Source organism: Candidatus Defluviilinea gracilis (genome assembly GCF_057138825.1).
The window spans coordinates 1-20,743 of record NZ_DBNHEF010000023.1; the positions used below are offsets into that span (position 1 = coordinate 1).

Sequence of the window (20,743 nt, forward strand, 5' to 3'; positions counted from 1 at the left end):
CGCAGACGCGGTTCGCTCTGGTCCACAACATTGGCAGGATCCACGCCTTTGGAAGCGCCGACTGATCCCTGACCGAACGAAATAACAGAAACTTGCTTACCACGCGAGAATTTGATCTCTCGGTGAGACTCTCGGCACGGAAGGCTCTCTACCAAATCGGTTTTTCGACAGCCTCGTTAGCCGCATAGTAAATGAGCAATAGAGGAGACTATTAGTCTTGCTTTCGGTACTTAGGTCAATGCCAGTTTGCTATAGTGATCCCAAACAGGAGACTTTATGGATCCAGAGACACACTTATTCCTAAATAGGTTAAGTTTGATTATTAGCGTTGTTTCGGCCGCTTTTATGACTCCGGAAATACTAGGGGAACACAGAATGAAAGCAATTAGCTCGAGCATACTTGCTTTTTTCCTTCGCGTCTCATGGCTGATACTTTTACTCGGCGTGCCCGCAATACTTTTTTCATTGGATGGTATTGATATTCCGGTGGTATTTTGGCCGATATTGGACATGCTGGAGGCTATACCTGAAAATATGGCTCCTTACATTTGTGGTATTCCATTCTTTGCGTTATTTATTTATGGAGCCGCATACTGCATTCACCTTTGGGAGGATGCAGACAACATTGTAAATCGTGTTTTTTATTCCCAACAGGGCCGAAGACGCCTCTTAATAATAGGTGGGGTTCTCTTGCTTATCAGTTCGAGCATCCAATACACAGTAACATTTCCTTAGCTGGGAAAGGCTAGCGCCGCAATCCGTGCGTGTATCGATGAACAAAAGTGTCAAGCTGTAGAGCGGAAAATCGCCGGAGGAATCCCGATGTCTTGAAAAAGACGTTGGGTTTTTCTTTTTCGGGTGGCGCCGTTGGGCGCTTCCCACTATCAATCGAGAAAATTGCAACATGAGTTAAAATGCTCCCAATGTTCAAGCCAAGTCAATCGAACATTCGGAGCGCCAAGTGATACATCGAACTCGTACAGTTTTTGCAATTGCCGCAATCCTCACCGTTTTACTAACATCCTGCAATGCCTCCCTCAGCGAAACTACCCCCGCCTCGCCGGGCGCGGTCGTGCCGCGCGCGACGATCAATCCACAGCAATATCCCCTCCCCGCGTTAGAAGCCCAAGCGACGCTCGTGCAGAATGTTTTGCAACAACCGCTCCCGATCCTTTTGCTCATCGGGCTGGACGCGCCGCGCGCGCAAGCGCAAGAGATCGCCATGACCGATCCGCGCTTTCAAGGCGACCTGTGGGACGTGTCCACTGGCGCGGCGTTAAGAAACGAGATCTTCGGCGTGTATCCCATGCGCGAAAGCGACATCACTGATGTCACCGCCCAATGCGGTCAAGCCGAGTGCTATCGCGTGGAGATGTACAACTACGCAAAAAATCTCACCACCGTTGGGTTCGTGAGCGTCACCGATAAAACCCTCCTAGCCGTGATGAAAATGGCAGACACCCAGCCCGATGCCCCGCAATATCTTGTTGACCTGGCTGTGCAGATCGCTAGCGAATCGCCCGAAGTCATCGCCGCGTTGGGATACAAACCGAACGGCGACGATGCCCGCATGGAAAACACCAAGACCGCGCTCAACCTCACGCGCTGTCAACGTTCGCGGCATCTTTGCCTCGCGCCCACGTTCATTGACGGCGACCGCGCGCTCTGGGCAATCGTGGACTTAACCGATGGCGTCCTTGTCGGAGTCCGCTGGACGGATGTCGGCACATATGGTCCCGCCGTCACGCAACGCAGTTTGCAAGACGACATCGTCACGCAGTTATATTGCAACAAGTCCACCGCGCTCGAACATGGCGATTGGCGCATGGACTTCATCCTCACCAGTTCAGACGGCTTGCGCATCTCCGACGTGCAGTTCAAGAGTCGCGCCATCCTCGAAAGCGCAAAACTCGTGGACTGGCACGTGAGTTACTCCACCACCGAAGCGTTCGGCTACAGCGACGCGGTCGGCTGTCCCATTTTCAGTCAAGCCGCGGTCGTCGCGTTCCAAGGTCCAACTGTCGAAGACATCATCGAGAACGGCGAGGTCGTCGGCTTTCGTCTCCAACAGGAATTTTGGGGCGAGCAATGGCCCCTGCCGTGCAGTTATTTTTACGTCCAACGCTTCGATTTCTACACCGATGGACGCTTCCGCGTGATGGCTGGCAACATCGGGCGCGGATGCGGGACGAACGGGACGTACCGACCCGTGCTTCGCCTCGCTCTCGCCGGTGAAAATTCTTTCGCCTCTTATGCCGACTCGGCCTGGGAAACCTGGTCCACCGAAGGCTGGCAGGCGCAGTCCGATTCCGAACCGACAGACGAGGGCTATCAATATCGCTTCCAAGATGCGGCTGGCGCGGGCTTTTACATCGAACCAGATCGCGGACAATTCGGCGACGAGGGTCACGGCGACAACGCCTTCGTCTACGTGACCCTCGACCACCCCGACCGCGACGAAGGCGATTCGGATATGATCACCATCGGTCCATGTTGCAACGTGAATTACGAGCAGGGACCCGAACGATTCATTGACAACGAATCCATCGAAGGCGCAAATCTCATCTTGTGGTATGTTCCGCAAGTGGAAAACGACGGCGCGCCCGGCGAACAATACTGCTGGGCAGAATCCGTTTTGGATCGCGGCGTCTACACGGCAAAAGAATATCCCTGCTACATGGGTCCCATGTTCGTGCCGATTCCATAACGTACCGCAAAGTTCACTTTGCGCTTTCGGCTGACACGAATCTATGAATCGCATAATACAACCTGTACCGCAAACTTCAGTTTGCGCTTTTGGCTGACACCAATCCATGAATCGCAAGATAAATCTTGCGGCACTGAAGACCTCAATGGCAAACAAGAAAAAACAACAAGCAAAACAAAAACGCGCTGACCGTCGCAAGTGGTGGCTGTGGGGCATCCTCCTCGCGCTGGTTGTTGGCGTGGCGGGATACATCGTCTACTCCGTCAACACCTCGGAGGAAAAACTCGCGCCGGGCTTCGGTCTCGGCGGCGTGACGTATTGTCAGTCCACGCCAAAGTTTGCCAAAGATATGGGCTACGACGATTCCGCCATCATGAGCACGAACGAAACTCTAAAGGGACTGTTCATCTACGACCGTCCGCTTCAAGTGGGGCAGCCGCTTGCGCACGTGTACCAGCATCCCACGTGGGATGACGCGGGCTATCTCGGCACGCCGGTCAACGACGGAGAGGGAAACATCTACGTCGCGCCCGCGCCGCGCGTCAATCTGTACGATAATCCGCCCGAACAACAAAACACGATCTACAAAGTGGACACGGACACCGGCGAACTGGCGGAATACATCCGCCTGCCATTTGCCGCGCCGATGCCGCCTGAAAATCCGTTCGGCATTATCGGGCTGGCGTACGATTGCGACACGAACAGCTTGTATGCCGCTTCGGTATATGGCTCGGGCAAAGATACCGAAGTGGGAATCATTTATCAAGTTGATCTGGATACGGGCAAAGTCGAATCGCAATTAAAAAATGTTGACGCGTTCGGGCTGGGCGTGTTCAACCGCATCGCGGGCAAACGCTTGTATTTTGGTCTCACGCGCAAATCGGAAGTGTGGTCGGTGGCGCTGGGCAACGATGGGAAGATTCGCGGCAAACCCCGCTTCGAATTCTCGATGGCTGGCTGGGGCGCGGATGGCGACGACAAAGCGCGCCGCATCGTCTTCCGCAAAGCCGATGAAATGTTCGTGCGCGGCTCCGCATTCAACTATAATTTGATCGCAGGCACCGAACGCATCCAAACCGATTATTTTCTACGCTACGATCCCGCGCAAGATATTTGGTTGAGAGAAGAAGATCCGCAACAATAACACCATGCTATGCTATCGCAGGCTCGAAGCAGTGCAACTGCATCAAGAACTTTAAGCATGTCATGCTGAGTGAAGCGAAGCATCTCTACCGCAACTATCGAGACCCTTCGGTCGCTGAAAAACGCTTCCTCAGGGTGACATTGAAATAAAGGAGTTCCCCATGACCCCAACCCGCATGTCCAAAATCGAATCCTCAGTCCGCACCGTGATGGACTTCAACGACGCCTTCAATCGTCACGACATCGCAGGCATGATGAAGTTGACAACAGACGACACAGTCTTTGAGAACACATCCCCCTCCCCAGATGGGACGAGGTACTCAGGCAAAGATGCAGTGACAAATTTTTGGGAAGATTTCTTCCGCGAAGCGCCAAACGCCCACATTGACATCGAAGAAATCTTCGGTCTCGGCATCCACTGCGTCATGCGTTGGACGTACACCTGGGGCGACGGTCACGTCCGCGGGGTGGATGTGTTCAAGTTGAGGGACGGGTTGATTTGCGAGAAGTTGTCGTATGTGAAGGGGTGAGGAGATTCAAGAAAAATCCGTTTTCAATTCTTTTTTAATCACAAACCTGACAGGCGACGCGCTGAGTATGTCGAAGCGCCTCTTCCGCGCCATCGCCTAAAAGAATCCACGCGTGGACAATTTTCCTTGGCAGGCACATACACGCGAAGACTTGTCAGGTTTTTAGAATATTCGCATACTTCTCCGCGAACAGCGCGGGTTGTCCGCCTGTGTGCCAGAATAGCACAGTCTCCTCGCTCTTGAAATACCCTTTGCGGATGAGATCGATCATCCCCGCCGCCGCGCGCCCTGTGTAGACGGGATCAAGTAGAAGACCTTCATACTTCGCAAACAGATTGACCGCTTCGCGCTCCGCATCAGTCAGGACTCCGTAGCCTGCCTTGCAGTAGTCGGCATTTGCAGACACCTCAGCCGACTCGAACCGAATCCGCTCCCCCAGCCTTTCACTCGCCTCCGTCGCCAGTTTGGACACGCGACTCTTCAACCACTCTTCCGACTCGTCAATGCTGATTCCCAACACCTTGCCTTTGAACTCAAACACGCGCTGACCCAATACGAGTCCCGCGTGCGTTCCGCCTGAGGATGTGCCGAAGATGATCCAATCAACATGTTTATTTTGCTCCATCAACTCCTCCATCGCAAACGCATACCCCAACGCGCCCGTCGGACTCGACCCGCCGTACGGGACGAGATACGGCTTGCGTCCATCCGCAACGGCTTTGTCGAATGTCTCTTTCAACACGCGGTCGCGTTCATTGCGATCGGCAATCGTCACGACTTCCGCGCCGAATAATTGATCCAACAACAAATTGGCGGACGGTTTATCAGGCATCTCTCCGTTCAACACGAGGATGCAATCGAATCCATACTTCGCCGCCGCCGCCGCAGTCTGCCGACAATGATTCGACTGCAACGCGCCGCCAGAGATCAACGTCCGCACGCCTTGCTTCTGCGCCTCCGCAACGAGAAACTCCAACTTGCGAGTCTTGTTGCCGCCGAAAGCGAGTCCCGTCTGGTCGTCGCGCTTGACGAGGATGCGCGGACCAGCCAACACGTCCGATAGACGCGGGAGTTCTTCGATGGGTGTTGGGAGATGGGCGAAATTTAATCGAGGGATTTTGTTCATGATGATTCCTTTTTTTAATCCTACTCGGTGGTCGAGTAGGGCGAAGCCCGTATCGAGACCACCACGCCGTAAAGAAAAATTTGTTACAAGAAGTTTTCTTCAATACCATCTGGTCTCGATACGTCCCGCGACGAGCATCGCGGGACTACTCGACCAGCAAATCATCAAGCCCCTAAACTCTGCTTGGTCTTCGACCTTCCGCGCGATCTCATCACATCCAACACGCGCGGCATGATATCCGAATACATCCGATACCAAAATTGATTTGGCGCAAAATCCCACGCGCCGAGGGTGCGGACGACCTTGCCGCCGAGTCCCTCTTTGAAGCGATAGACTCCCCACATCGAGTCGCTTTCATCGAACACTTCGGGCGCGCCCCACAGATCATAGACTGTGCATCCACGCAACTTTGCGCGCTTCATCGCTTCCCATTGCAAGAGATATGTCGGCATCTTTTCGCGGTGCGCGTCGCGCGACATGCCATACACATAATATGCGCGACCTGCGAAATAAAAAACAAATATCGCGGCGACGGGTTGGTTGTTTACCTCCGCGATGAGAGGTTCGGCATGGGGTAATTGGTCCCACGGGGATGCTTCGCGATAATTGGTAATTGGTGATTGGAGATTAGAGATTGGAGAATTAGAGAATTGGAGGCTTGCGCTGAGCGAAGTCGAAGGGCTGGAGGCTTGTTCTGAATCCGATTGAGAATTTGGAGAATTAGAGAATTGGATTTGGTTTGCCTTCATAAATAATTCCCAAACCGTTTTGTAATATGCTTCATCGCGAATCACAAAGCCGTCGCGCACGGAGGTTTCTGCGTACATTTTGTAAAGCATCCCCAAATCTTCCAAATTGCCTACGCGCAGAGAGACGCCCTTCTTCTCCGCGAGGCGGATGTTGTAGCGCGTCTTCTGTTTCATCCGCGCGAGGAGTTCATCTTCGGTTGAATGGAGATCGATCACGACCGTATTCTTGAATTGGATTTGATCCGACGAGTACCCCCACCCCCTCCGCTTCAACTCGGACATGATGGCTGATCCGTTTTTATCTTCGGCATCATCCGCGCTGTGAGGGACTCCCGTTCCCAGCACGACATCGGGATCGCATTTCAAGAAGATCGCACCTTGTTTTTTCGCAAAGGACTGCAGGTCATCCAGCACGTGCTTACGAAGCGATTCATTCGTCCAATCGAGGAGCGGTCCCTTCGGCGAATATAAAATAGACAACCGCGCGGCGAAGTTGTTTTGGAGGATTTGTCTTTTCAGAATCAGTGCCGCCGCAACTGGCGAGTGGAAAGTAGAAAGTAGATTCGGGTCACTTTCCACTTTCCACTTTCCATCCGCATCCCACACCGCATACAACGGGCTCCACCCATACTTCGCCTTCACCTGTCCCCACTCGTAGGTTTGGAGGAAGTGCGGGTTGGGAAGATCAGAGATCAGATTGTTCCAAAGATTTACCATTGCCTTATGATTCTCGCTGTTGTGCCTTTATACGCCATGCCATAATCATCTTATCGTGCGCGCCTTTAGATAATTCAGCAGGAATTTCCCGCCAATGAAAATATTTCGCAATGCTGGATTCGCCGTTGATTCTTATTTCTCCTGAAATTTTTTCGGCAAGATATACAAAAGTGACGCCATTGCCGCGCGGGTCATCGTCAAAATAATAAACATCGAATAATTCACCGAGTTCCACTTCTAGGCCTGTTTCTTCGTAAACTTCCCTGATCGCCGCATTTCTTGGATCTTCGTCTGCTTCGACGTATCCAGCAGGCGTCATCCAGGTTCCTGTCCATGGTTCGTAGCTACGCCGTAACAACAACAGCCTTCCGTCCTGTTCAATCAAGACCGCTGCGCCGACTTTCAATTGAGCGTAATATACCCAACCACACGCAGGACAAACTTCCCGATCATGGAGTTCCATATGACGAACTTCCAACTTTGATCCGCATTGAAAACAATAATGTGGCATTATTCGCCGCGACTCCCAATGAATTTCAGATACGCCCAATACAGAATCGGATTGTACACTCGATCCATTGCCTGCGCCGCGCGTTTGACGCTATGCGCTCCGCCGAATCCGCGTTTGAAGCGATAGACTCCCCACAAGCCATCGTGACGTGATTCAAAATTGATTTCGAGGGTCGCTTCATCTTCGTCAGGGACTCCCCAGAGATCGTATTCTTCGCATCCGCGCGCTTTTGCCCATTTCATCGCTTCCCATTGCAGGAGGTACGTTGGCATTCGGTTGCGTTCTTCATCCGTTGACGCGCCGTAAAGATAATACGCGCGGTTTCCATTTCGGGCGACGAATAACGCCGCGAGAGGTTTACCTTCGTATTCAGCGACGAGGATTTCGCCAAGGCCCTTTGGCCGGAGGAGTTCATACGCGCGTTTGTAATATTCCAACGAGTGGACTCCGAACCCGTCGCGCCCGCCTGTGACGAGCATCATCTTGTGAAAGGATTCGATATCGTCCCATGCGCGGACGGTCACGCCCTTCTTCTCGGCGAGGCGGATGTTGTAGCGCGTCTTTTGTTTCATCCGCGCCAGAATCGTGTCTTCGTCATCTTTGATGTTGATGAGGATAGTGCGAGGAGGTTGGATGTTGTGAGGGGAGGTTTCAAGTTTCAGGTTCCATGTTTCAGGTTGTGGGTCACTCCAAAGATCAGGTTCGAGTTTGAGGAAGATTGCGCGATGATTTCGACAAACCGAATCGACCTCTTTCCAAAACTGTTCACTGCCCACTGATAACTGCTCACTGCCTACTGATAACTGATCACTGATAACTGCTTTCGGAATATACCCAACCGTGAACCCCAACGGCAACTTGCGAAACAAAATTTGCGCGCCAATATTTCCGCTGATCACTCGCACAGGCTTCCACCCAAACGCGGACTTCAACTCACCCCACTCGCCTGTTTGCAGGAGGTGGGCGTTGGGATGTTGGGTGAGGAAATGACTCCAGTCGGTGAGGGAAACGATCATGCGGCTTGAAGGTTGAAGGTCAAAGGTCGAAGGTCAGCAATGACTTTTGACCTGTGACCTTTGACTCTGATTGTTCGCGGATGGATGAATTTGGAATCAACTCGTCGAGCAGTGCGATCATCGCGTCGGTGTCGTTGGAATGGCTGAGGGATGAGAGTCGCTCGATGACTTGAGGCAGGTTCAAATCGGAGGAAGAAGCGTCTGCGTCGAGGCGGAAGATGTCGGGGTGCAGAGTCTTCGCAAGCGGCGTCCCCTCATCCCAAAGTTCCTCCGTTAATTTTTCGCCCGCGCGAATGCCCGTGTATGAAATTTCGATGTCGCGATGCGGCTCGAGTCCAGAGAGTCGAATAAGGTCTTCGGCGAGATCGAGAATGCGGACAGGCTCGCCCATGTTGAGCACAAACGTTTCGCCACCGTTTTCCATCGACGCGGCTTGAAGCACGAGATAGACCGCTTCGGGAATGGTCATGAAAAAACGATACATGTCGGGATGCGTGATCGTGACGGGACCGCCGCCCGCGATTTGATTTTTGAAAATGGGAATGATACTGCCGCGACTGCCCAGGACGTTGCCGAAGCGGACTACCGAAAAGGCGTGAGGCGTGGATCGTCCCAAAGGGATGCTTCGCGATGAGGCGTCCAGCACGATCATTTCCGCGAGACGTTTTGTTGCGCCGTAGATGGATGACGGGCGGACGGCTTTATCGGTGGAGATGAGCACGAATCGTTCGACGTTTTGGCTGAGCGCGGCTTGGACAACGTTGCGCGTGCCGATGACGTTGTTCGTGACCGCTTCGACGATGTTCACCTCCATCAACGGGACGTGTTTGTGCGCGGCGGCATGGAAGACAACTTGCGGTTGATGCTGCGCGAAAATTTGCGCGAGTCGTTCGGTGTTGCGGATGTCGGCGATGACGGGCGAGAGAGATAGATTCGGATACTCTTGATTCAGTTCGAGCAGAATTTCAAAGATGCTATTTTCGCCGTGACCGAGCAAAACAAGTTCAGATGGATTACGGCGCGCGATCTGTCGGCAGAGTTCGCGCCCAATGGAGCCGCCCGCGCCCGTGACGAGGACTCGCTTGCCCTCAAGCGCCGCGCCGACGGCTTCGTCATTGACGCGCACGGGTTCGCGGCGAAGCAGGTCGGTGATGTCCACTTCGCGCAGGCGGTTAACGCTGACCTTGCCGCCGATGAGTTCATAAATGCCAGGCATCGTGCGCGAGGGGATTCCTTTGACGCGGCAAACGTCGTTGATCGCGCGCACGAGCTGACCGGGCGCGGAGGGAATCGCGATGATGACTTCGTCTACATGATGCAGGTCAATCGCGGAGGCTAAATCGTTGACCGCCCCGATGACAGTAATTCCATGAATGGAATGTTTTTGTTTGGCGGGGTCGTCGTCGAGGAAGCCGACGGGAATCAAATTGAGTTGCGACGTTTTTTGTAATTCACGAACAACCAACGCGCCCGCGTCGCCTGCGCCGATGATGATGGCGCGTTTGCTTTTTCCGCTTGAACGCGCGGACATGGATTGTTCGGCAAGGATTCGCAATGCAAAGCGCGAGCCGCCGATGAGAACGAGCGAGAGGAGCCAGTCAATGCCTAAAGCAGAACGGGGCATTCCAGGATACACGTTACGAGTTACGATGAGGAGCGCCATCACGCCTGAGGTGAGGACAGAGGCGGTAGTCACTGCGACGGTGATCAAGCGCAACTCGCCTGTGCTGGCGTAGATCCATAGGCGGCGATACAAACCGAAGAAATAGTAAACGGGGATTTTGATTGCGAGCGCGACCACACTCATCAACACAACGGCGGGAAAATAAAACGGCAATTCCTCCACGTTCAGCCGCAGGGCAAAACTTCCCAGCACCGAGACGATGATGAGGGCAATGTCGCCGATGAGGACGAAGCGGTTGCGGATGTGAGGGGGGCGGGAGAAAGACATGTAATTGGTAATTGGTAATTGGTAATTGGTAATTGGTAATTGGTAATTGGTAATTGGAGGATTGGAGAATTAGAGGAATAGAAGAATAGAGGATTAGAGAATAGAGATTGGAGATTGGAGATTAGAGATTGGAGATTGTTGGCGCATGGATTCGACGGTTTCTTTTAGACCTTCGGATAGGGATGTGGTTGCTTTGAAGTCAATTATATCTTTTGCTTTTTGCGGGCTTCCGACGGAGCGGTAGATGTCGCCTGCGCGGGGAAGAGCGATTTCGGTTGGCGGCGCGCTGGGGAAGAGTGCATACAACACGTCGAGCAAGTCGAGCAGGCACGTTTCGATGCCTGTGCAGATGTTGAAAATTTTCCCTACGGCGTTTGGGTGTTCGGATGCGATCAGGTTGGCACGGACAACATCGCGGATGTTGATGAGGTCGCGGGTTTGACCGCCATCGCCGAAGATGGTGACAGGTTTTCCATCCAATAATCTCTGAATGAAGATCGGGACTGCCGCGGCGTACATCGAGTCGGGGCGTTGGCGTGGACCATAGACGTTGAAATAGCGGAGCGCGACAACTTCGAGATCGAATTGGTTTGTGAATAGTTCGGCGTACATCTCGTTGACGCGCTTCGACAACGCATAAGGTGATTTTGGTTGCAGAGGAGTTTCTTCGAGGAGAGGCAACGCATCGGATTCGCCATAGACTGCCGCGCTTGAAGCGAGGACAACGCGCCTGACGCCCGCGCGTCGCGCCGATTCGAGCAGGAGATGTGTTCCGCCTACATTAACGTCGAAACATTCTTGCGGTTGCTCCATAGATTGCGGGACGGAGACAAATGCCGCGGAGTGGAAAACAACGTCCATGCCGCGCACAGCCTCCCCGACGCGCGAAACGTCTCGAAGGTCGGCTTCGATGATCTCGACATCCTGCGCAATCGCCGCGATGTTTTCTCGTTTGCCTGTGGTGAAATTATCCAACACGCGCACCGAATCGCCGCGCGCGAGCAAAGTCTCTGCGATGTGCGAACCGATGAACCCCACTCCGCCAGTGACGAGAGTTTTCATCATCGTCCCGTGCGCCTGAGCATGGTGCCGATGGTGCGGAGAATGATCTGCAAATCCATCGTTAGCGAGCGATGTTTGATGTAGTAGAGGTCGTATTCGAGTTTGACCGCCATCTCGGTGACGCTAGCATAGTAGCCGTAATTGATCTGCGCCCAGCCTGAGACGCCGGGCTTGACCAGTAAACGCGCGCGATAGAACGGAACTTGCTTTTGGAAGGCGGCGACGAGTTCGGGGCGTTCGGCGCGCGGACCGACGAGACTCATGTCGCCGCGTAACACGTTCCAGAATTGCGGGAATTCATCGAGCCGCGTCTTGCGTAAAAAATCGCCGACGCGCGTGACGCGCGGATCGTTCTTCTCGGCGAGTTTTGCCTCGCCTTGTTGTTCCGCATCCTGGCGCATCGAACGGAATTTGTAGATCGTAAAACGACGCGCGCCTTTTCCCAGGCGGGTCTGTTTATAGGTGATGGGAAAACCGCTATCGAGAACGATGGCAAGGGCAACCACCGGGAATAATAAGAGCAGGACTACGATTCCCACCAATCCACCCGCAATATCGAGAGCGCGTTTGGCTAGTTCGTACATCCCGCTCACCCGTACCTCGTCTACGAACGAGCGGATGATCCAATCCGATTCAAGATGATGGATGGGAAGCCGCCCGGTCATCTCTTCGTAGAGGATAGGCATGCGCATGACTTCGACGCCTTTTTCCTGCGCGTCTAAAATGGCTTGAAACGTTTTTCCCCGTATTTCGCCATTAATAGCAACGACAAGGTCGGTCACCTGGTGTTCGTCGATCAAGGCGAGCAATCGATCGCTGGAGCCGAGTACCTTCGAACCGTGAAAAGATTTTCTAACTTTCTGGTTGTCATCGTCGACAAAACCCACCAGATTGAACGAGCGCGTTCCAAGCGTTTCATATAATTGGGCTAGGGTCTTCCCCGCCTGCCCGGCGCCGATGATGAGCATGCGGCGCAACTGCCCCGTCCGTTTGTAGATGCGAATGAAGATCATGCGCCAGGCAAGGGTAAGTAGCGAGGCGAAGATCAGGTATGCGCCAACGCCGACGCGCGGCAGGTTGGTCGGGTCTTGAGTAAACACAAAGACGAACGAGTACAGCGCCAACGCGATGAACGCGGCAACGGCAATGCCGCGCGTTGTTTTGCGCCCGCTCCCCGCAATGGATGGCTCGTATAAATCCACCAGCAAAAGCATCCACAAGACCGGCAGGAGGTAAAACCAAAACGGGACTTCGATATCCACCCTGGTATTGAGAATCGCGACGATCCGCGGCTCGGGGATCGGGGGTTTTTCAGCCAGCAATGCCTGATATTGCACGTTGTAGTTGTACGCCCGCCACACCGATAATGCGGCGAACACGGAAACGATGGACAATACGAGATCGCCCAGGAACAACAGAGTGCGGTGTTCGCTGGGGCGTAATCGCAACGGGGCGGTTCGAAGATTTTCAGCCATTCTTTCTAAAACCAGAAGCGAGCATGCTCCATAACAACCCGCTCCCCCACGCAATGTGCATGATGGGAATTGCCAACGGCAACCCCACACTTAAGAAATTTTTTTTCATCCGCAACCGCGCTTGAATGCCCGCCAGCAAGCAGATAAAAAGATACAGGAGTATCTCGCCCAGCAAAAGAAATTTCGCCAGCGGGAAAAAGAATGACAACAACGCCAGCCCCGCCAGGCTGATGACAAACAACGGAGGCAGAGCCTGCCTCCAACGAAGAGTGTTCGGATATTTGCTTAACATGCGCCACTTCCAAAATCCATAACGCCAGTATTGGCGCGCCAGTTCCAACAAGGTTGCGCGCGCAAAGTAGATCGAGCGAATGGACGGATCGAGCCAGATTCTACCACCCGCCTCCCGCACCCGCGCGTTGAACTCGTAATCTTCGTTCGTGAGCAAAGTCTCATCGAACATGCCCACTTTGTCGATCAACGTCCGTTTGAACGAACCGAACGGCACCGTGTCCACTTCCGCGGCTTGCTTCGCATGACGATACAACGCGTCGCCCACGCCGAGCGGATGCGCCGCGGCAACCGCGATCGATTCGGCGACCCAACCTGATGCGCCCGCGTGAATTTCCCACACGCCGCCCACGTTGTCGCCGCGATTCTCCTCGAGCGCCTTCACGCAATTTTCCACATAATCGGGGTACGGCTTCGAATGCGCGTCCAGCCGCACGATGATCTCGCCGCGCGACACTTCGATGGCGCGGTTCACCGCCGAGGGAATCGCGCGCTTCACATTGTCCACCACGCGCGCATCCAGATCGGGAAACTCGCTCCGAAACCCGGCGATCACCTCGCGCGTGTTGTCGGTTGACAAGCCGTCTGCCACGATCACTTCCATTTGAGAGCGAGGAAAGGTCTGCTCGCGCAGAGCATCCAACAAGAGTCGAATCGTGGCTTGCTCGTTGTAACAGGGAACGATAATGGAAACTTTAGGCATAGATTGGCTACCTTAGCCACACAGTGTCCCGATGGTTGTCGGGAGAGCGCTCCGAGAACTCTGACCCCGCATAATTTGCCAGGCAAATCACGTTTGGGGCAGGTGGAAAATCTTTTTTTTCTCCGTGGTCTCTGTGGCAGAGAAAGATCGCAATGGTCTTATTTTACTTATTCGCAAGCGGCAGACGGATCGTAAATGTCGTCCCATGCCCCATCGAACTTCGGACGCCAATTTTACCACCATGCGCCTGCGTGATCTCGCGCGCGATCGCCAGACCGAGCCCCGCCCCATGCCCCTCGCCACCGGCGCGGGATGTGTCCACTTGATAAAACCGATCAAATAGACGGGGCAACGCTTCGCTCTCGACGCCGACACCTGAATCAGCCACCTCGAATTCGATCCACCCCTCATCCTTTTTTGCGGAGAGCGCAACACGTCCGTTCGCGGGCGTGAACTTCAACGCGTTGTCCACAAGATTCGTAAACACCTGCGCCAACCTGTCGCCGTCGCCGAGAAGCGAGGGCAAACCCTGCGGGACATTCACTTGCAGGTCTACCTCCGCTTGTTGCGCCTGGATGGAAAATTTTTCAGCGATGCCGCGCAACAACGCTCCCGCATCCACTGCGGAGATATTGAGGTCGGCCGTGCCAGCCTCAAGTCGGGCAAGATCGAGTAAATCCAGCGCCATGCGGTGCATCCGCCCGGCTTCGTCATAAATAATTTGCGCGGCTTGCTTACGCGCGTCGGGCGAATCGGCGGTGTGATCGAGGATGGCTTGGGCAAATCCCTGAATGGAGGTGAGCGGCGTCTTCAACTCGTGCGAAACATTCGCCACAAAATCGCGCTGCGCTTTTTGGGTGTTGTTCACGCGCTGAATCATCGAGTTGAACGCTTGAGTCAAATCTTGCACTTCGCGCGGTCCGCGCAACGAAACGGGTTCCGCCTCTGCGCTCTGCGGGTAACTTCTGGCGGCGAGGACAACCTGTTGTAACGGGTCTGCCACCGAGCGCGAGATCGCAAACGCCAGCACGAGCGAGAGCAACAGGGCGATTACGCCGCCTTGCAAGATCGGAGTCAACAGTTCGTCGGCGAAGACATTCAAAAACTTTGTTGCGGGTCGAGGCGCGGCGGTCACGATCATATTTCCATTCGGCAGGCGCGATTTCGTCTGCAACCACGATCCGCCTTGCGCGTCGGTGGCGAATTGCGAATTTCGATTCACAAGGGTGTTGCGCGGAAACGGGAGGGCGGGCTGGTCGGGATTCGAATCGAAGACGAGCGTCTGGGTTGCATCGAAGATCACGATACGGGCGTTATTCGCTTCGGCGATCTCGCGGAGTTTGGCTGTGTCTTGCAACAACTCGCGCGGGTTTGTTGAGAGTTGCGTTTGAACACCCCGCAAGCGTTGCAAGGTTTCCCGATACAACAACGGATTGCGAAGCAGATAGACCAACAAAACAACAATCACCGCCAGTAATGCAACGGTGATCACGAGGGCGTAACTTAGCCAAAGGCGCGAACGGAGTGAAGTAAACATATGCAACAGAGTATGGTTTGCAACCCCGCGAAATCCGCAAACAATTCGTCAGGCTTGCTGGTTCGATTTTCGATGCTCCCGCAATTTCTCGCGCAATTTGCCGAGCGACTCTTGCAATTCATCGAGTTCTTCCTGTGTGAGCGCCGACCACGGGGCAAAGAAATACGCGTCGGTCTGTCGTTCAACCTGCTCGCGCAGTTCAACTCCCTGGCGCGATATGCGATATGCGCCCGAGTCGCCGGCTTGTTCAAGCCAGCCGATCTCTTGCGCGGCTTGCAATGCGACCGCGTACTCATCGGCATCGTACCCGCGAAAAGCAAGTTGTTCAGCCAGTCTGTCCGCAGTCACCGGGTTGCCGCCCGCCGCCGCGCCCAACACATTCCAGGCGATGCCTGCCGTATGAAAGTGCGGACGCGCCGCTTCAAGATGCGCATCATCGCGATAGGCAAATAAGTCCAGCAGGTATTCCCGAATCTTTGTCATCACCGGGCTTTCCCGGTCCGCCACCCGGAAGCGCTTGAGGATCGCCCATTTCTCCGGAGGCTCAGGAGCGCTATCGTTCGCCAGCGCGATCTTCTTGAGCAACACCTTAAGTCGTTCGAGGTCGATCTCCGGCATAAACTCCGGCGGCGGGAGTTTCGCATCGCCAGCCATGACGATGAATTTCACGCCCGCCCGCGCCATTTCGGTTACCTTGTATTGATCCTCCGGCTGAGGCTGGATCCACCCCTTCACATCGAGGTAGGCAAACGTCTTCTCAAATTTCTCGGGGTTGGTAAACGGGTCGCGCTTTTGAAAGTTAACGCGCGAGAAATAATCCAACCCTAATTCACTGTACAGATACAGTTCAAAGGGGACGTCGTTACGCACGGCGACTTTTTCGACCTCAGGCTCGGTGATCGCCCAAAACTCCTGAATAACGGAGTGCATCTGCGCCCAGATTTTCAACAAGGGGTTGGTTTGCTCGCTCATACTCCAACCTAAGTGTACGCCTCGGCGGGCGGAACAATCTTGCAATGCCGTAACGAACTGCGTCAGGCAACCACGAGTTTATACCCAACACCGGTCACGGTTTCGATCTTCACGGAACTCGGCTCCAGTTTCTTTCGTAGATGCGCCACGTGCACATCCACCGTGCGGGTCTGACCGTAGAAATCAAAGCCCCACGCCTTTTGCAGGATCTGCTCGCGCGTGAGCACCAACCCGCGATGCTCCGCAAACGTGAGGAGCAAGTCGAATTCTTGCGCGCGCAGGTTGAGGCAGGAGGAAGAACCGATTCGAACCTCCCTTCGAGCTGGGTCAACCGTCAGGTCGCCGAGTCGAAGCGTGGAAGCATTCTCCGCCCTGACGCCGCGCTCGCCGCGTCGCAGGATTGCCTTCACGCGCGCAACCAGTTCTCGCGGGTTGAACGGCTTGGTGAGGTAATCGTCCGCGCCAAGTTCGAGACCCAGAATTTTATCGATATCCTCATCGCGCGCGGTGAGCATGAGGATATCGGCGGGATGATTAGCAGAACGCAAACGGCGGCACACCTCGAAGCCGTCGAGTTTCGGGAGCATCACATCCAGCACGATGAGAGCGGGGCGCTCACGCTGGGCAACCTCCACTGCCGCCTCGCCGTCGCGCGCGGCTTGGATGCGAAAACCCTCGCGCTCGAGATACATACGCGCCAGTTTGATAATGGAGGGTTCGTCGTCGACGAGGAGGATGAGTTCGTTCACGGGTAGGGCTTTGCGGTTAAAAATTAATCACCGCGGGCGGGAGAGAGCAACGCGACACATTCGACTTCGACCCGCGCGCCTTTGGGCAAGCCAGCCGCCGCGACAGTGCTTCGCGCGGGCGGGTTCTCAGGAAAGAATTCGGCATAGACCGCATTCATCTTGGCGAAGTCGTTCATGTCTTGCAAAAATACGAGCGTCTTGACCACAAAGTTCAAACCCGAGTCCGCCGATTCGAGCACGTGCTTGAGGTTGGTCAGCGCCTGCCGCGTTTCCACTTCGATGCCGCCTTGGACAATTTCCATCGTGGCGGGGTCTAACCCAATCTGCCCGGCTGTGAAGACCAAACTCTCGGTGCGGATGGCTTGTGAATAGGGACCGATCGCTTTGGGCGCTTTATCGGTATGGACGATTTTTTTACCTTCGGATGTGTACATAATCTGCCTCACTTTGTTTTTTTTTGGTGAGGCGATTGTACTGCCGAATGCGGGTTTGTGGAAACCGTGTTGCCATGCCATTCTGAGACCTTCGAAAAACTCAAGATAAGCTGGACAGGACTTACGCAGTTGGCAGGCAGTTGTACTGCCGCCGCCGCAGTGCAACTACGGCGGAACAGGTTCAACTGCGTAAGCCCTACTGCGAGATCAGAGACCCTGAGTGGCGCCTCGCGCCACTCAGGGCGACACGGCATAAGCAATTACGGCGTCGGAGTTTTTTCAGGGCGCGGATTTGCTTCGCGGAAGGCGTGGAGCGCATCGCGCAGGTCTTTGCCGGCGCCGCCCATTGCGTCTTTGATCTCCTTCATCTTCTCACCCATCGCGCGGATAGTCGCTTTGGCTTGCTCGGGGTCGATCACTTTGCCGTCCGCATCGAAGCCCGCATGCGAGTCGACCATGGATTGCGCGCTTTCATAGACCGGCTTGGCGTCTTTCGCCGCATCTGTAAATGCGTCCAAAGCGGCTTGCACGGCAGAGACATCCTTTCCACTTTGCGCGGCGCGATCGATCAGTTTCTGGGTTTTGCCGATGAACTCTTCGGTCTTGCCCAATATCTCATACGCGCGGAGTTGCTTCGCCCAGATTTGCTCGAGACGCTCGTCCGTCATTTCACCCTGCGGGGGCGGCGGAGTCGGGTCGTTCGATCCTGCGGCCGAAACGCCAAATACCGACAGGCTCCCCACGCCGAGCGCCATTACCAGCGCCAGCAACAGGGTTTTCTTGAACAATACTTTCATCATCATGATAAACCTCCTTTCAAGGTTACGATGGCAATTGTAGAATGCGCGAGTTACGCCCATATGGCAGAGATGTAAAATTGTTGTAAAAATCCAACCAAGGCGGTTTGCGATTGAGAATTGAGATTTCGCGGCGCCATTCCTACGCCCTACCTTTGCGTATGCGCCAATGATAAAATGAGAGCCATCCAAAATAACCTCCTGACAAAATAGGCATCAAGCATTCAATCATGGAAAACGGAAAATACAGAAACAAAGTTATGAAAACCAGCCTTGAAAAACTAAAAACGATCTCTGAAAAGCCATGGTTTTATCCAGTGGCTTTATTTTTGCTGGCGTTCGCCGCGTACGGATATGACCTGACCTCGCTGGGCTATTACTGGTCCGATTGGGAAGTTCAATTTTTTACCAAGCTCGACCCCGCCTATCAATTCGGCTATTACGCGGTGGATAGACCGTATCCGTGGGCGTATCAGTTGATCTATCTCCTTGTCGGTTCAAAACCCATCGGCTGGCAGATCGCCTCGTTGACTCTTCGCGCGGCAGGGACGTTGTTCTTTGTGTATGCGCTGATCCAATGTTGGCCCGAGTATAAAAAACAACTTTATTGGCTGGGCGCGTTGTTGGCGGTGTACCCGGGCTTTATCCAACAGGAACAATCAGCGGCGTTCTCGCGCCATATCATGACGCTGTTCCTTTTTTGCTTGTCGTTGTATCTGATGGCGGTCGCGATCAAACAGCCGAAATGGGCGCGTTTATTTTTTCCATTATCGTGGATCGCCACATTCATGCACCTCATCACCATCGAATACTTTTCGGGCGTCGAGTTCATGCGCCCTGTGCTGATCTGGATACTGGTCGCAAATGGATTCAAAAAAGATTCGCAGACCTTGCGTAAAGTTGTGCTGTATTCCCTGCCGTATGTGCTGGTGACCGCGCTCTTTTTCTGGATCCGCTTTGTGTATTTTCCCACCGCGCTTCAGACCTTCGCCCGCCTCGACAATATCGATTCCACCTTGAGCGGATTTGAAACTTCTTTTCTTGGAGCCTCGTTGAATCTCTTCAACAAGGCGTTGTGGGATGTTTTGTATTCTACGCTTCAAGTGTGGACAGACGCGATCATCGGGCTTGGCGGCGTCACCTTCCAACAGCGAATTACGTGGTTCGCGTTTGGGTTGGGTGGGTTATTCGCGCTTGCCTTTTGGTTCTTCTACAACACAAAAGAGGATGAGACTCAGAATCGAACCTCTCCGCTGTTGATCATTTTCATCGGTCTCTTGATGTTCGTCTCGAGCGCGATTCCCATTTGGGCGATTGGCAAAGAGGTCAGCACGGGCGGCTGGAACGAACGCTTTACGCTCGCTCCGATGTTTGGCGCGAGTCTCACGCTTATCGGTCTCGTGTTGTTGTTCATCCGTCCTGCCGGGCAAAAATGGATACTTGGATTCCTGCTCATGTTTTCGATAGCAACGCAGGTTGTGATGGCGGATTCGTATCGCCGCGATTGGAAAATCCAACCCGAATTCTATTGGCAGTTGTATTGGCGCGCGCCCGCTTTGCAAACGGATACGGCGGTGTACAGTTTTGCCTATCCGTCCTACATGATCACGCACGACATGGACGCGACTTGGGCGGTCAACCTCCTGTATCATTTTCAAACCCCGAACGGTTCGATCCCCTACATGTTCATCACCCCTGAATACGAACGGTATGTCACACCGGATACCGCGTACAAATTCCCCGCCCGCAATTTGATGTTCAACGGCAACTCGTCCAACAATGTCGCGATTTTTCATCAAACCGATTCGTCCTGCCTGCGCGTTCTGGATTCGGTCTACCTGTATGATCCCTTGCTGGATGAGGGGAGCCAACGGCTCATCCCAATCTCTAACCTTTCGCGCATCATCCCGGACCCTCAGCCTGCCTCGCCCGACACCGACATTTTCGGGCCCGAGCCTCCTCACACATGGTGTTACTTCTTCCAGAAGGCAGACCTTGCCCGCCAAATGAAAGAGTGGAACACAGTCATTGACCTCTATCAGCAGGCGCAGGGACTTGGTTTGACTCCGAAATACGGCGCGGAATACATTCCCTTTATCGAAGCGTATGCCCAAACCGGCGACTGGCAAACCGCCTACGATCTGACCATCGCCGCCAAGAAATTGTCTCAACAGCAAAAACGGATGTTGTGTACCAATTGGTATCGCCTGGCTGAAATCCCGTCGGCGGATATGGAGATGGTCGAGCGGATCGTGCGAGACCTGCCATGTTGA

18 protein-coding genes are annotated in these 20,743 nt (G+C 54.1%); 5 read left to right on the forward strand and 13 right to left on the reverse strand.

The window, feature by feature from the left end; all coding sequences use genetic code 11:
- The first annotated feature begins 276 nt into the window (after positions 1–276).
- The 4 genes from AC16KF_RS02935 to AC16KF_RS02950 all read left to right on the forward strand — a co-directional run bounded on the left by AC16KF_RS02935 (position 277) and on the right by AC16KF_RS02950 (position 4,380).
- Positions 277–735 (forward strand): hypothetical protein, encoded by a 459-nt coding sequence (locus AC16KF_RS02935; protein WP_484035795.1) that lies wholly within the window; start codon positions 277–279, stop codon positions 733–735.
- A gap of 226 nt (positions 736–961) precedes the next feature.
- On the forward strand, positions 962–2,707 hold the full coding sequence (locus AC16KF_RS02940) for a hypothetical protein (protein ID WP_484035796.1): 1,746 nt from the start codon (positions 962–964) through the stop codon (positions 2,705–2,707).
- Positions 2,708–2,852: 145 nt separating this feature from the next.
- Positions 2,853–3,851 carry a hypothetical protein gene (locus tag AC16KF_RS02945; RefSeq protein ID WP_484035797.1) on the forward strand — a complete coding sequence of 333 codons (999 nt, stop codon included), beginning with the start codon at positions 2,853–2,855 and terminating at the stop codon, positions 3,849–3,851.
- A gap of 160 nt (positions 3,852–4,011) precedes the next feature.
- The gene (locus AC16KF_RS02950) at positions 4,012–4,380 is read left to right on the forward strand and encodes a nuclear transport factor 2 family protein (RefSeq protein WP_484035798.1); all 369 of its coding nucleotides are present in this window, start codon (positions 4,012–4,014) and stop codon (positions 4,378–4,380) included.
- A 154-nt stretch (positions 4,381–4,534) separates the two neighbouring features.
- Here the strand turns inward: AC16KF_RS02950 and AC16KF_RS02955 are convergent, their stop codons facing one another.
- The 13 genes from AC16KF_RS02955 to AC16KF_RS03015 form a co-directional block, all read right to left on the reverse strand.
- Complete coding sequence (locus AC16KF_RS02955; RefSeq protein WP_484035799.1) at positions 4,535–5,506, reverse strand: D-cysteine desulfhydrase family protein; 972 nt, start codon at positions 5,504–5,506, stop codon at positions 4,535–4,537.
- Between the two features lie 164 nt (positions 5,507–5,670).
- Complete coding sequence (locus AC16KF_RS02960; protein WP_484035800.1) at positions 5,671–6,972, reverse strand: lipid II:glycine glycyltransferase FemX; 1,302 nt, start codon at positions 6,970–6,972, stop codon at positions 5,671–5,673.
- Positions 6,973–6,976: 4 nt separating this feature from the next.
- Positions 6,977–7,435, reverse strand: coding sequence for an NUDIX hydrolase (locus tag AC16KF_RS02965; RefSeq protein WP_484035801.1), 459 nt, complete (start codon positions 7,433–7,435; stop codon positions 6,977–6,979).
- Between the two features lie 47 nt (positions 7,436–7,482).
- Positions 7,483–8,499 (reverse strand): lipid II:glycine glycyltransferase FemX, encoded by a 1,017-nt coding sequence (locus AC16KF_RS02970; RefSeq protein WP_484035802.1) that lies wholly within the window; start codon positions 8,497–8,499, stop codon positions 7,483–7,485.
- A 19-nt stretch (positions 8,500–8,518) separates the two neighbouring features.
- On the reverse strand, positions 8,519–10,450 hold the full coding sequence (locus AC16KF_RS02975; RefSeq protein WP_484035803.1) for a polysaccharide biosynthesis protein: 1,932 nt from the start codon (positions 10,448–10,450) through the stop codon (positions 8,519–8,521).
- Positions 10,451–10,543: 93 nt separating this feature from the next.
- Positions 10,544–11,515, reverse strand: coding sequence for an NAD-dependent epimerase/dehydratase family protein (locus tag AC16KF_RS02980; protein ID WP_484035804.1), 972 nt, complete (start codon positions 11,513–11,515; stop codon positions 10,544–10,546).
- A complete protein-coding gene (locus AC16KF_RS02985; protein ID WP_484035805.1) occupies positions 11,512–12,987 on the reverse strand; it encodes a sugar transferase in 1,476 nt (491 codons plus the stop codon). Before AC16KF_RS02985 ends, AC16KF_RS02980 begins: the two co-directional genes overlap by 4 nt.
- On the reverse strand, positions 12,980–13,981 hold the full coding sequence (locus AC16KF_RS02990; RefSeq protein WP_484035806.1) for a glycosyltransferase family 2 protein: 1,002 nt from the start codon (positions 13,979–13,981) through the stop codon (positions 12,980–12,982). The genes AC16KF_RS02985 and AC16KF_RS02990 overlap by 8 nt, the downstream gene beginning before the upstream one ends.
- Before the next feature lie 163 nt (positions 13,982–14,144).
- Positions 14,145–15,518, reverse strand: coding sequence for a sensor histidine kinase (locus AC16KF_RS02995; RefSeq protein WP_484035807.1), 1,374 nt, complete (start codon positions 15,516–15,518; stop codon positions 14,145–14,147).
- Between the two features lie 48 nt (positions 15,519–15,566).
- Positions 15,567–16,490: a helix-turn-helix domain-containing protein gene (locus AC16KF_RS03000; RefSeq protein ID WP_484035808.1), complete on the reverse strand. Its 924-nt coding sequence runs from the start codon at positions 16,488–16,490 to the stop codon at positions 15,567–15,569.
- A 62-nt stretch (positions 16,491–16,552) separates the two neighbouring features.
- On the reverse strand, positions 16,553–17,239 hold the full coding sequence (locus tag AC16KF_RS03005; RefSeq protein WP_484035809.1) for a response regulator transcription factor: 687 nt from the start codon (positions 17,237–17,239) through the stop codon (positions 16,553–16,555).
- Positions 17,240–17,262: 23 nt separating this feature from the next.
- Positions 17,263–17,673 carry a RidA family protein gene (locus tag AC16KF_RS03010; protein ID WP_484035810.1) on the reverse strand — a complete coding sequence of 137 codons (411 nt, stop codon included), beginning with the start codon at positions 17,671–17,673 and terminating at the stop codon, positions 17,263–17,265.
- Positions 17,674–17,933: 260 nt separating this feature from the next.
- The gene (locus tag AC16KF_RS03015) at positions 17,934–18,476 is read right to left on the reverse strand and encodes a hypothetical protein (RefSeq protein ID WP_484035811.1); all 543 of its coding nucleotides are present in this window, start codon (positions 18,474–18,476) and stop codon (positions 17,934–17,936) included.
- A 254-nt stretch (positions 18,477–18,730) separates the two neighbouring features.
- Here AC16KF_RS03015 and AC16KF_RS03020 point away from each other — a divergent pair, with 254 nt between their 5' ends.
- Entirely contained in the window at positions 18,731–20,743 is a 2,013-nt protein-coding gene (locus AC16KF_RS03020) for a hypothetical protein (protein ID WP_484035812.1), read from the forward strand.

Bases quoted from the DNA above. Each gene is read 5' to 3' on its own strand.
- AC16KF_RS02935 (WP_484035795.1), top strand. From the start codon at position 277: ATGGATCCAGAGACACACTTATTCCTAAATAGGTTAAGTTTGATTATT.
- AC16KF_RS02945 (WP_484035797.1), top strand. From the start codon at position 2,853: ATGGCAAACAAGAAAAAACAACAAGCAAAACAAAAACGCGCTGACCGT.
- AC16KF_RS02950 (WP_484035798.1), top strand. From the start codon at position 4,012: ATGACCCCAACCCGCATGTCCAAAATCGAATCCTCAGTCCGCACCGTG.
- AC16KF_RS02955 (WP_484035799.1), bottom strand. From the start codon at position 5,506: ATGAACAAAATCCCTCGATTAAATTTCGCCCATCTCCCAACACCCATC.
- AC16KF_RS02960 (WP_484035800.1), bottom strand. From the start codon at position 6,972: ATGGTAAATCTTTGGAACAATCTGATCTCTGATCTTCCCAACCCGCAC.
- AC16KF_RS02965 (WP_484035801.1), bottom strand. From the start codon at position 7,435: ATGGAACTCCATGATCGGGAAGTTTGTCCTGCGTGTGGTTGGGTATAT.
- AC16KF_RS02970 (WP_484035802.1), bottom strand. From the start codon at position 8,499: ATGATCGTTTCCCTCACCGACTGGAGTCATTTCCTCACCCAACATCCC.
- AC16KF_RS02975 (WP_484035803.1), bottom strand. From the start codon at position 10,450: ATGTCTTTCTCCCGCCCCCCTCACATCCGCAACCGCTTCGTCCTCATC.
- AC16KF_RS02980 (WP_484035804.1), bottom strand. From the start codon at position 11,515: ATGATGAAAACTCTCGTCACTGGCGGAGTGGGGTTCATCGGTTCGCAC.
- AC16KF_RS02985 (WP_484035805.1), bottom strand. From the start codon at position 12,987: ATGGCTGAAAATCTTCGAACCGCCCCGTTGCGATTACGCCCCAGCGAA.
- AC16KF_RS02990 (WP_484035806.1), bottom strand. From the start codon at position 13,981: ATGCCTAAAGTTTCCATTATCGTTCCCTGTTACAACGAGCAAGCCACG.
- AC16KF_RS02995 (WP_484035807.1), bottom strand. From the start codon at position 15,518: ATGTTTACTTCACTCCGTTCGCGCCTTTGGCTAAGTTACGCCCTCGTG.
- AC16KF_RS03000 (WP_484035808.1), bottom strand. From the start codon at position 16,490: ATGAGCGAGCAAACCAACCCCTTGTTGAAAATCTGGGCGCAGATGCAC.
- AC16KF_RS03010 (WP_484035810.1), bottom strand. From the start codon at position 17,673: ATGTACACATCCGAAGGTAAAAAAATCGTCCATACCGATAAAGCGCCC.
- AC16KF_RS03015 (WP_484035811.1), bottom strand. From the start codon at position 18,476: ATGATGATGAAAGTATTGTTCAAGAAAACCCTGTTGCTGGCGCTGGTA.
- AC16KF_RS03020 (WP_484035812.1), top strand. From the start codon at position 18,731: ATGAAAACCAGCCTTGAAAAACTAAAAACGATCTCTGAAAAGCCATGG.